This is a genomic window from Kocuria sp. CNJ-770, from assembly GCF_001942375.1.
GTDB classification, from domain to species: domain Bacteria; phylum Actinomycetota; class Actinomycetes; order Actinomycetales; family Micrococcaceae; genus Kocuria; species Kocuria oceani.
On the sequence record NZ_MKJW01000151.1, the window covers coordinates 1 to 10,469 of the forward strand.

Here is a 10,469-nt window from a genome sequence, read left to right on the forward strand (position 1 = left end):
GTCAAGGACGCCCCGAACGTGGACGCGGACCAGCACCTCTCCCCGGCCGAGGAGGAGGAGATCTACCGCTACTACAAGATGAACTACTCCGGCACCGGGGGCCGTGACGACCGAGACGCCACGGAGATCGATCGTAGCGCCGCTCCGCCGGCCGGAACCGCCGGGTACACCCGCAATGACCGGTACACCGACGAGACCGCGGACCGTCACGACACCGCCGCTCGCGCTGAGCTTGACGACAATGAGGTCATCCGTCACGAGGAGCGCCTGCGCGTGGGCAAGGAGCGTCAGGAGACCGGCCGCGCCCGTCTGCGTAAGTACGTCGTGACCGAGCACGAGACTGTTGACGTCCCCGTTCAGCGCGAGGAGGTCCGGGTCGAGCGCATTCCCCTCGACGGCACCGAGGTCACCGGCGGCACCATCGGTGAGGAGGACGTCGAGGTGACCCTCCACGAGGAGCGTGCCGTGGTGGCCAAGGAGACCGTGGGCGTCGAGAAGATCGAGCTCGAGAAGGAGACCGTCCGCGACACCGAGCGCGTCGACGCTGAGGTCCGCAAGGAGCAGGTCGAGGTCGAGACCGACGCCGAGCGCGGCACCGGCCTGACCGACAAGGATCGCCGCGACCGCATCTGATCGCACCCGATCGACTCCGGGGCCCCCGTCACCGTTGTGGTGACGGCCCCGTCGTCGTGCCGGACGCGGGTTCACCCCGCTGCCCGCCGGGCCCGCGTGCCGGGCACGGCCGCGTAGTGGACCAGGCCCAGCGCGACCACCGCCGGTTGCACCGATGAGACCCGGCTGACCCAGTTGGACCAGTCCGAGGTTCCCGCCGAGGAACTGGTGGGCGAGACCCTGACCTTGGCCAATGAGGTACAAGAGGTGCTCGTGCCCGGGGTCATCGCCATCGGCGGGGAAGACACCATCGTCATGGCCCAGCAATTCCCCGAAGACCTCACCGTCGGTGACGAGGTCGAAGTCACCGGCACCGTGGAAAGCCGAGACGTTTTCACCATCGACGACTTCGAAGCCCTATTGGCGGTCACCGACGAGGAGACCGCCACCCCCTACATCGACCGTGAGGAAGAACTCATCCTCACCGAGGCCACCGTCACCAAGACCGGCTGACCACCGCCACCAAACGGACCTGACCCCGACACGTTCCCGGCTGAGCCGGCAGCAGACGAACACTCTTCCGCAGTGAGCCGGTCCTCGGTCACGGTGACAAGCATGCTTGCTATTGGTAGAATCGGACGACCGCCCATCCCCGCGCTGGGCGTACGGGGTGGGCGGGCTACATGCGGTGGCTGGGTCCCCCTGGGGGGATCATGCCGCCGCTCACCGGTGTGACTGCCGCCTCCGTACTGCGTCCCATGACGGTGCGGGGGCGTTCCTCTCTACACCGGCCCGACCACTGCTCGGCGACCAGGACAGGTGGCCGGGGCAGCGGCTCCACGGTGTGGTCCCGCCGTCAAGCTGCTGATCATCCCGGTGGGCGATGTTGTCCTGCTCTGTCTGCTCTGGCCAAAGGATCCCGCCGATATGCCCACCCCGGTTCCCTCTGCGTCCGCGCCGCTCCCTGATCGTGTTCACCCGGTGGCGCTCAGCCGGCCGGCCGGCCGGCGAGCATCAGCACCTCAGTCGGGCGCGAAGGACGATGCTGCACTTTGGCCGGCTCAGGTCCGGGCAGGGGAAGTGGTCGAGGCGTGGATGGGTGGCATGCTCCGGCACCGCGGGGTGCTCGAGGAGATCGCCCCGCAGATCGGGGTGGTGTGGATCCAGGAGCTGGGGACCGGCATGCGGATCATGCTCGATCTGACCGAGACCGACATCCGGGCCCACCCAGCACCGCCGCCGCACCGGGGCTGACCCCTCCGAGGGCCTACTCCCACTCGCGGTCTTCGAGTGGGGCAGGCTCCGCCTGCTCTACCCTGATCTTCCTCCGTCCTGCATTCCCGGCGCCCGCGCCGGCCCCTGCCGAAAGGTGTATCCCGTGACCGACGACTCCTCCTCGGTGGCCCATCGTCCAATTCCGTCGTTCCCGTCGGTCTCCACCCGGTTGCGCCTGCACGAGGTCCTGGCCGAGAGCCAGGATCTGCGGGAGTTCCTGGAGGAGTTCACCCAGGTCATGGCCGCGCACCTGACCGGTGAGCACACCTCGGTGTGGTGCGCGGTGACGCTGTTGCGCGACGGGCGGGTGGGCACGGTGGCCAGCTCCAACGCCCGGGCCTTGGTGCTGGACGAGATCCAGTACGACTACGGGGACGGGCCGTGCCTGACCGCCGCCCGCCAGCAGCTGATCGTCCACGCCCCGGACCTGGCTCAGGGGCCGTGGCCGGAGTACGGGCAGGCCGCCGCCGCCCAGGGGGTCCATGCCGCGGTGGCGGCCCCCTTCGATCTGCCCGGCCCCGACAAGGCCGCGCTGAACGTCTACGCCGGCACCCGTGATGCCTTCGACGAGGACGCGATCGCGGCGATCACCCAGGAGGTCGTGGCCGCCTCCACCGCTCTGCGCCTGGCCCTGCGCCTGGCGAGGCACCAGGACACCGAAACGGACCTGGCCGCGGCGATGTCCTCCCGGACCGCCATCGACGTGGCCGTGGGCATCCTCATCGGCCAGCAGCACTGCACCCAGCAGGAGGCTTTCGATCTGCTGGCCGCCGCCGCGGCCCGGCGTAATCTCAAGGTGCGTGACCTCGCCGTCGAACTCGTTACCTCCACCACCGGGCAGGCCCCCACCACCCACTTCAACACCTCTGAAGCGCCCTGGGCGGCCCGCGGCACCGCCTGAGACCCCCGGTCGCCCCGCTGACCCCCGGGGGCGGCTGATGGCCGCACAGGGCGTTGCGTACCGGGGCCGACGGTGGATAAGCTCTCCCCTGGTCGAGTAGCTGACCGATCCCTTGATCGTGCCCAGTGAAAGATCGTTTCCATGCCTTCGAGCTTCCCCGCCCCGTCTGCATCGAGTTCCCCCGCACTTTGCCCCCGACACCCCCTGCACCGTGTCCTGGGACCTGGTTCCCGGGCCGGTTCCGCCCAGCAGTCGGCGGTGATCCGTTGAGCGGCGCGGCGGAGGCTGGCCCCGCCCCCGGCGCCACCGTGACCGCCTCACCGGCCCTGGAGCGGCTGATGCGGTTGGGCCCGGACGACCCGTTCCCCGATGAGCTGCTGGGGCTGCCCCTGGAGCAGCTGCAGATCCTGCACAGCCGGATCTGCCGGCAACTGGAGCTGGAGTACCTCACCGACCCCGAGGGCGGGCACCCGATCACCTGCGACCGGCTGCACGAGCTGCAGATCGAGTTCACCTCCCGCCTGCTGGGCTAAACCATCACCGGCCCACCGGGGCCGGTGGTGGTTCAGCCCAGGGCCCGGCGATGCGGGGGACCGGTGGGCCGTAGAACCCCAGTCCCAAGAGGGTGCATCCACCCGCCCCGTCCTCGCCCATCTCGGTTCCTGCCCCCCGGGGAATGGTGCCGGGGCTTCTGAAAGGACATTGTGCGCGTCATTGTGCTCGGTGCCGGAACACCCCTAGGACAAGAGGTCGTCGAAGACTGTTGTTCCGCGGACACCACCCCACCGCCGTCCTGGACGGTGAGCCGGTTCAGGACGCCCACCAGCCGCACCTGGTGGATCTCGCCTACGGGGACATCACCGACACCACGTGGTTGGCCTCCACCGTGGCCACCACAGAGGCCGTCGTGGACGTGCTCAGTGTGTCCCGCAAACAGGTCGCGGCCGCCCGCGCCCGGACCGCCACCCGGCACCTGGTGGCAGCCATGACGGCCCACCGGGTGCACCGCTACGTCGGTCTGGCCCCACACCACCTCTATCCCGCCCCCGGTGACAGCACCAAGACCGCCTACGCCCGCCAGCAGCTGTGCCAGACACTGCGCCCAGCCGGTATCGCCCATACCCGCGACCGGTTCCGGATGATCACCGGATCCGGGCTGAGCTGGACCATCGTGCGCACCCCGGTCCTGAGTGCTGGGCCCGCCCGCGGTGTGCGCCACGTGCACCTGCGCCCGGGCCCCCAGCGGCGGGCATCCCTCACCCAGCAGGATGCCGCCCGGTTCCTCGCCGCTCAGGTCCTGGAAACCAGCCTGTTGTGGACCAGTCCCCTGATCAGCAACTGAGAGGTGTCCTGCGAAACTCAGGGCGCCATGCTCACCGGCACTGCCGTTCATGAACCGATGCTCGGGGTGGTGACACGTCTGACATTGCCCCTCACCACCCGGTGTGAGATTTTGGACATGAGCCCGAAACACCGGGTTCCCGGACGAGGGGTGCTGTACCCGGTGTGCGACAAGACGGCCCGCAGGAGGCTGTCATGTCTTGGTTCGTTCTGGTGCTCTCCGGGATCCTCGAAGCGGTGTGGGCCACCGCGCTGGGCAAGTCCGAAGGCTTCAGCCGGCTCGGACCGTCCTTGGTCTTCGCCTCGGCGCTGGTCGCGAGCATGGCCGGGCTGGCCTACGCGATGCGGGACCTGCCCGTGGGCACCGCCTACGCGGTGTGGGTGGGCATCGGTGCAGTACTGACCGTCGTCTACGCGATGGCCACCGGTGAGGAACCGGTCGCGATGCTCAAAATCGTGTTCCTGCTGATGATCATCGGCGGGGTCCTCGGACTCAAACTCTCCCACTGAGAACGCATCGAGGCGCTTCTCGCCGTCACGAGCTGATGACCGCGTCGAGCAGCCCGAGCCGACAGCAGTCCGGCCTACCGGGCAGCCACACAGCGGGCTTGCGTGAGCCGAGAGCAACACCGCTCGACCCCGCTGCGCAGTGTCACCGGCATACCCGCCGATGGGGACCCCGCACATCGGCCTCCCGCCCCCGCCGGGCAATTCGAGGACCGGCATGGAACTCCGTGGCTGGGCTTTGCCCGCCGGCTTCCTCGCAGGAGCCCTTCTACGACAAAATCCCCGCCCAGCCGAGGGCCTGGGCGGGGGTCTTGTCTTCGTAGTGCTCAGGTGCTGGGCGGAGGACCGACCACCTGAGGGCCTGTACCGTCGTCGGGAACGACGTAGGAATCCTTTTCGGAGAGCGGCACCATCGGAGTACCTGAACCTGAGCCGTTGGCTTCGATGGAGACACCGACGATGTCTTCAGGCAGTTCGCCAGGAGTAGCGATCCAAGACTGGGAACGTTCTAACGGGTCAGCGCCATCATCAAAGTACTTCTCGTAAAGAGCGGCTTCCATCTGTTCGAACTTGTTGGCGGTAGCTTCATCAAGCACGGTTCCATCAGGCATCACGTAGTCATAGTCTTCGGTGAAGGTTGGCCCCCACTCTGAGAAGTGGTACAGCTCAACATCTTGGAACGGGTAAGAGTTGCCTTCTTCATCGTACAGAGTCACTTGGTAGACGCTTGAATATTCGGTGCCCTGACGGTTGTCGATATCCACAGTTGCGTAGGTGCCAACTCCGGTGCCTGTGGCAATCCGGTATTCCTCAATGTCGGCAGGGGGCTCAGCCGAGAAGTCAACGACAATCTCCGAACCCTCGGGAGTCTTCACGTAGAACGGTTCGTCCAAGTTGACCCGCTCAGGTGAAGGGGACTCAGAAGGGGTCTGGGAGCTCATAGCGGTTTCACTGGGCGTTTCGGGGGTTGCCGTCGGATTACTGGAGCACCCCGCGAGAGCGAGGCCTGCAGCGAGGACTAGGGAGGTCAAGGTGGTCCTTTTGTGCATGGTTCATCCTTCGGAGTAGTCGTTTTGTGCTGATACACATTCTGCCGAGAAGGGGCCAGCCGCCCTCAGCGGCATCCTTCTGGTCCTTACTGATCATGCGCGTATTTCAATACCTTTGGTCAAGGCATGTTCTTCCCGCTGGCATTCGACTGCGGTCATCCCCACCAGGACAGCATGGAATATTGGGCCATCATCGTCATGTACCCAGTGGGACCGCAGAAATTTTCCTGCGCCGTGCTCGCCCTGACTGCAGCCCTCGGCTTTGCCCCTCTGGTGCCGGGCACCCTCGTGAGCATCTCCCTGCGGTGAACGCGATGACCTGTGCAGGACGTCAGCGGTCCTCACGCCACCGGTGACAACCTGGAGAGGACCGTTGTTTCACGGGACCAGTTCTAGGAATCTGCCGCCACGGACAGCAGTCCGGTGATCCCCACCAGGGCGATCCCGGTGCTGAACAGCACGATCACCGCCACCGCGGCCACCAGTACCGCCAGTGTGGCTGCCGCCCCGGTCGGGCTGTCCCCGGTACGGGCGTCGTGGCGCACCACCACTGCCAGCAGCACGGCGCCCAGCAGCATCCCGGCCACTCCGAGCAGCATCGTCATGACCACTCCTCCTTGCTGTCCTCCACCTTGATGCGGCGACTCATCCGACCATGGCCACGGTCGGGCCCGGCGCCGGGAGCAGCGGAGCTGCCAGCAGGTCCGCCCCGCCCAGATGCACCGGTCGGTGCGTGTTCACCCACTCGCGCAAGTGCTCGGAGTTCTCGCCGATGGCCACGACCACCCGCGCCTGGGCCATGGCCTCCGCCCTCGCCAGGGTGGCCGCATCGGGGCGGTAGGCGATCAGCACCCGGTCGAAGTGGTGGGCGTCCTCGGCCTGGGAGATGGTGCCCATCCGCACCCCACGGCTCTTGAGCCGGCGCAGCTGCTCGAGCTCGGGCACCAGGGACCGGTCCGGGACCACGATTCCCAGCGATGACCAGCTCAGTTCCTCGCTGTGGCTGAAGATCCAGGCCGCCGCGTGGAACACCGCGACGCCGGAGGCCATCGGGGCGGCCGTGTAGGCCCGCGGATTGGCAAAAGATTCCCAGGGCCCCACCGACATCGCGCTCCTCCACCCAGTACCGCGCCCGATACACCCGAACGCATTAGTAAGCATACTGGCTAACGGGCTGGTGCCGGTATTCTGGGCGGGTCACCGTGCACTCTGCCCGCACAGGCCCCCTGCTGGGATGCGCCCCTGGGGAGGGTGCACGGTTGTGCCGTCGGCTGCTGTCCAGCTCTGGGGGGACAAACGCTGGTTCATGGTGCTGCGGCCCCGTCCCACCCACCGCACCAGGGGGGTGCGCTCGGGCTTGCCGGCTTCACCTGGGGTGCTGTCGGTGGCCGGTGCACCAGTCCGGTGCTCGTCCGTGGCGGGAGTCCGAGGGGGGTGGCGGCCGGGCCCGCAGTCGTCTCAGTTTACCGCCCGGGCCGCGCCGCGGGGCCTGCGGCGGCCGGGGCCCCGCCTGTCGGCGGCCCCTGGAGCGGTGGCCCCGGACGGGGCGGTGGGCCAGGTCGGTGTTCTGAGCTCAGGGTGCGGGGTGAGGCAGATCGGCCTGGGGCAGGGACCGGGTGGCCCACTGGTGGAGCTCCCAGGCGGTGTCGGGGGGCCAGTGCAGCTGCCAGGCCAGGGCGAGCAGGGACTCGGCGGTGAAGTGCTCACCGTGGTGGTAGAGGTGCTCCAGGCGGCGCAGCAGCATGCGCCACACCGGCTCCGGTACGGCCGGCTCCCGCTGGAAGCGGTGGGTGTAGTAGACCATCGCCCGGCGCACCAGCGGCACCGGCAGCACCACCGGGGTGGGGGCCACCGGAGCCCCGGCCAGACACTCGGGGTCGAAGGCATCCACCCAGGGGCGCAAGGTGTCGTTGTTCAACGCCACCACGACGGTGCGGGTCACGGCCATAGTCTCGGCCACGGCCAGGGTGGCCAGGGTGGGCCAATACACGACCAGCGGCCCCGCCCACTGCGCCAGGTCACCGGGCTCCTGGGCGGATCCGATGATCGCCCCCTTGCTCTGGGCCTGGCGCAGATGACGCGCCCGATCCAGTGTCACCAGATCCGGCACCAGCAACCCGACCGAGGACCAGCCGACAGGACCACGAGGAACACAGGCCCATTCCAGGGCCCGCTCCGAAGCCTCCCTCGGTGGCACCGGGGCGGGCACATAGGCCCGCGGGCGTTGCCGTGAGCAGAGGGAACGGTGGGGCACGGCGGGGTCTCAGACCCCGTCGGGCAGCACGGCGGAGCGGTCGAAGTCCTCGGTGGTGGCCACCGTCCCGTCCTCGCCGATCAGCGTCACCCCCGCCGGTGAGCCGCGGCGGCTGCCGCCGGAGATCTCCGCACCCACATCGGCCACGACGTTGAGCAGACTCACCCCGGGGCCCACCCGCACCCCGTCCAACAGCACGCAGTTACGCACCGTCGCGCCCTCTTCGACGACGACACCGGGGCCGAGCACCGAGTGCTCCACCACCCCGCCCACGACCGCGCCGGCGGCGACCATCGAGGTGTGCAGCTGCGCGCTGCCGGCGATCCGGGCAGGCACCCGCTGCGGCTGGGCCGAGAGGATCGGCCACCCCGGATCATCCAGGATCACCCCGTCACCGTCGAGCAGCTGCATGTGCGCGGTCCAGTAGGACTGCAGAGTGCCAAGGTCCATCCAATACCCGTGTAGGCGGTGTTCGGCCACGGCACGGTGGGCGACGAACCAGGGCACAAGGTCGTGGCCGTAGTCCTCCAGCTGCCCGTGCTGGGCGTGCAGCTCCTCGAGGGCTTCCAGGAGTTTCTGGGCGTCGTAGAGGAACATCTCCCCGGCCACCAGCCGGCCCTGCGGCTCCTCGGGCTTGTAGTCGAACCCGGTGACCCACCCGTCGTCGTCGACCTGCACCACACCGTAGCGGGAGGGGTCCTCGGCGACCTCGGTGGTGACCATGGTCAGGTCCGCACCCTTCTCCAGGTGAGTGTCCACTACATCGAGGAAATTGATCGTGTAGAGGTGATCAGCACTGAGCACCAGCACCAGATCCGGGGCGAACTGGCGGATCAGCTCCTTCTGCCGGTAGATCGAGTCCGCGTTGCCCTCGGCGAAACCCTCCCCCGAGGCCCCCTCGTAGGGGGGCAGCACCTGCAGCCCGCCGTGGGAGCGGTCCAGATCCCAGGGCCGCCCATTGGCCAGGTGCACATTGAGGCTGTGCGGCAGATACTGCTGCACCACCCACACATCGGAGATGTGAGAGTGCGCCAGATTCGACAGGGCCAAGTCGATGAGCCGATAGGTGCCCGCCACCGGCAGAGCCGGCTTGACCCTCTTCTCGGTCAGAGCACCCAACCGGGAGCCCTTCCCACCGGCCAGCACCAGGGCCAAAATCCGCGGTATCCGCATCAGAACCTCCCCCAATCCACAGGCGGGGGCACCATCATCGGCCGCACCGCCCCACCTCACCTGGGCCGCGGCGGTGCGCCACCGCGCATGCGGGCAACCCACCACCACTACTAAGCCAGCTTAGCTCCCTGCTGGGATGGGCGCCCGATCTGCGCTAGGACCACCTCGCTCGACACCGGCGGCCGCCGGTCGGCTCAGTCGCCCACGGCATCCCGACCGCGCCGGATCAGCGACGCATCCGGGGGATAGACCACCGAGACGTCCTTGTCCTCGTAGTCGAACTGGGTCAAGAACACCCGCATCGCGTTGAGCCTCGCACGCTTCTTGTCGTTGGACTTCACCGTGATCCACGGGGCGTGGTCGGTGTCGGTGCGCAGGAACATCTCCTCCTTGGCTTGCGTGTAGTCCTCCCACCGGTCCAGGGACGCCAGGTCCATGGGCGAGAGCTTCCACCGGCGCACGGGGTCGATCTGGCGGATCGCGAACCGGGTGCGCTGCTCGTGCTGGGTAACCGAGAACCAGAACTTGGTCAGGTGGATGCCGGAGTCCACCAGCATCTTCTCGAACACCGGGGCCTGGGCCATGAACTGCTCGTACTCCGCTTCGGTGCAAAAACCCATCACCCGCTCCACATTGGCCCGGTTGTACCAGGAGCGGTCGAACATCACGATCTCCCCCGCCGTGGGCAGGTGGCCGATGTAGCGCTGGAAGTACCACTGCCCGGCCTCCCGATCCGAGGGCTTGGTCAGCGCCACGACCCGGGCCGCCCGGGGGTTCAGGTGCTCGGTGAAGCGCTTGATCGTCCCGCCCTTGCCGGCGGCGTCCCGGCCCTCGAACACGATGACGTGCTTGAGATCGTGGTCCTGGGCCCAGTACTGGAACTTCAGCAGCTCGATCTGCAGCTGGTACTTCTCGAGCTCGTACTCCTGGCGGCTCATCAGCTCCTCGTGCGGGTAGTCCTCCCGCCAGGTCTCCACCGCCGAGCCCCCCGGGTCGATGAGCTCCGGGTCCTCCTCGTTGCCGTGCGGCACGGTGTAGCCCTGACCAATGAGCTTGTCGATGAACTCCCGCAGGTTCTCCCGCCCCGGCTCCGTCGTCTCAGTCATGGATCGATCTCCTCCCGGGCCACACGGCCCACTCAACACTGCATAACGACGCCGGGATCAGCACAAGACCACCTCACCTGCCCTCAGGAGAGGGCACAGCACCAGGGCCCCGCCCGCTTCTCACCCCCGCCCCGGCCAGCGGCAACACCGGCGCGGGCACACCACGACGATTCCCCTAGATGTTGTGGGGCATGAGGTTCTTGCCACGGGTGTGCCGGTGAGATGAGGAACGGGCTCCTCGCCACAGGATG

General features: G+C 67.9%; 14 protein-coding genes and 1 riboswitch. Of the genes, 8 read left to right on the forward strand and 6 right to left on the reverse strand.

Going from position 1 to position 10,469, the window contains the following annotated elements:
* The 7 genes from BJF77_RS17835 to BJF77_RS17860 form a co-directional block, all read left to right on the forward strand.
* Positions 1 to 633 (forward strand): YsnF/AvaK domain-containing protein (locus BJF77_RS17835; protein ID WP_139318644.1); only part of this gene is annotated, 633 nt, incomplete at its 5' end.
* 207 nt (positions 634 to 840) lie between these two features.
* Positions 841 to 1,125, forward strand: coding sequence for a hypothetical protein (locus BJF77_RS17840; protein ID WP_139318645.1), 285 nt, complete (start codon positions 841 to 843; stop codon positions 1,123 to 1,125).
* A 591-nt stretch (positions 1,126 to 1,716) separates the two neighbouring features.
* Positions 1,717 to 1,866: a hypothetical protein gene (locus BJF77_RS20700; protein ID WP_154676745.1), complete on the forward strand. Its 150-nt coding sequence runs from the start codon at positions 1,717 to 1,719 to the stop codon at positions 1,864 to 1,866.
* Positions 1,867 to 1,990: 124 nt separating this feature from the next.
* Positions 1,991 to 2,788, forward strand: coding sequence for a GAF and ANTAR domain-containing protein (locus BJF77_RS17845; protein ID WP_255396357.1), 798 nt, complete (start codon positions 1,991 to 1,993; stop codon positions 2,786 to 2,788).
* Between the two features lie 308 nt (positions 2,789 to 3,096).
* Positions 3,097 to 3,321 (forward strand): hypothetical protein, encoded by a 225-nt coding sequence (locus BJF77_RS17850; protein WP_075873012.1) that lies wholly within the window; start codon positions 3,097 to 3,099, stop codon positions 3,319 to 3,321.
* Positions 3,322 to 3,551: 230 nt separating this feature from the next.
* A complete protein-coding gene (locus BJF77_RS17855) occupies positions 3,552 to 4,130 on the forward strand; it encodes an NAD(P)H-binding protein (RefSeq protein ID WP_158041317.1) in 579 nt (192 codons plus the stop codon).
* Between the two features lie 116 nt (positions 4,131 to 4,246).
* A riboswitch (guanidine-III (ykkC-III) riboswitch) is annotated at positions 4,247 to 4,314 on the forward strand.
* Positions 4,315 to 4,324: 10 nt separating this feature from the next.
* A complete protein-coding gene (locus BJF77_RS17860; RefSeq protein WP_075873014.1) occupies positions 4,325 to 4,639 on the forward strand; it encodes a multidrug efflux SMR transporter in 315 nt (104 codons plus the stop codon).
* A gap of 323 nt (positions 4,640 to 4,962) precedes the next feature.
* On the opposite strand, the gene BJF77_RS20300 is transcribed toward BJF77_RS17860, so the two are convergent.
* A complete protein-coding gene (locus BJF77_RS20300) occupies positions 4,963 to 5,577 on the reverse strand; it encodes a hypothetical protein (RefSeq protein ID WP_139318646.1) in 615 nt (204 codons plus the stop codon).
* Positions 5,578 to 5,859: 282 nt separating this feature from the next.
* On the opposite strand from BJF77_RS20300, the gene BJF77_RS22225 reads away from it, so the two are divergent.
* Complete coding sequence (locus BJF77_RS22225; RefSeq protein ID WP_255396358.1) at positions 5,860 to 5,994, forward strand: hypothetical protein; 135 nt, start codon at positions 5,860 to 5,862, stop codon at positions 5,992 to 5,994.
* An 83-nt stretch (positions 5,995 to 6,077) separates the two neighbouring features.
* On the opposite strand, the gene BJF77_RS17870 is transcribed toward BJF77_RS22225, so the two are convergent.
* The 5 genes from BJF77_RS17870 to ppk2 all read right to left on the reverse strand — a co-directional run bounded on the left by BJF77_RS17870 (position 6,078) and on the right by ppk2 (position 10,218).
* On the reverse strand, positions 6,078 to 6,290 hold the full coding sequence (locus tag BJF77_RS17870; RefSeq protein ID WP_075873016.1) for a hypothetical protein: 213 nt from the start codon (positions 6,288 to 6,290) through the stop codon (positions 6,078 to 6,080).
* Positions 6,291 to 6,330: 40 nt separating this feature from the next.
* Positions 6,331 to 6,792 (reverse strand): hypothetical protein, encoded by a 462-nt coding sequence (locus BJF77_RS17875; RefSeq protein WP_075873017.1) that lies wholly within the window; start codon positions 6,790 to 6,792, stop codon positions 6,331 to 6,333.
* Between the two features lie 466 nt (positions 6,793 to 7,258).
* Positions 7,259 to 7,783 (reverse strand): hypothetical protein, encoded by a 525-nt coding sequence (locus BJF77_RS17880; protein ID WP_139318647.1) that lies wholly within the window; start codon positions 7,781 to 7,783, stop codon positions 7,259 to 7,261.
* Between the two features lie 165 nt (positions 7,784 to 7,948).
* Positions 7,949 to 9,112 (reverse strand): glucose-1-phosphate adenylyltransferase family protein, encoded by a 1,164-nt coding sequence (locus BJF77_RS17885; protein WP_075873019.1) that lies wholly within the window; start codon positions 9,110 to 9,112, stop codon positions 7,949 to 7,951.
* 194 nt (positions 9,113 to 9,306) lie between these two features.
* Positions 9,307 to 10,218, reverse strand: coding sequence for a polyphosphate kinase 2 (gene ppk2, locus BJF77_RS17890; RefSeq protein ID WP_075873020.1), 912 nt, complete (start codon positions 10,216 to 10,218; stop codon positions 9,307 to 9,309).
* Between the last annotated feature and the right edge of the window lie 251 nt (positions 10,219 to 10,469).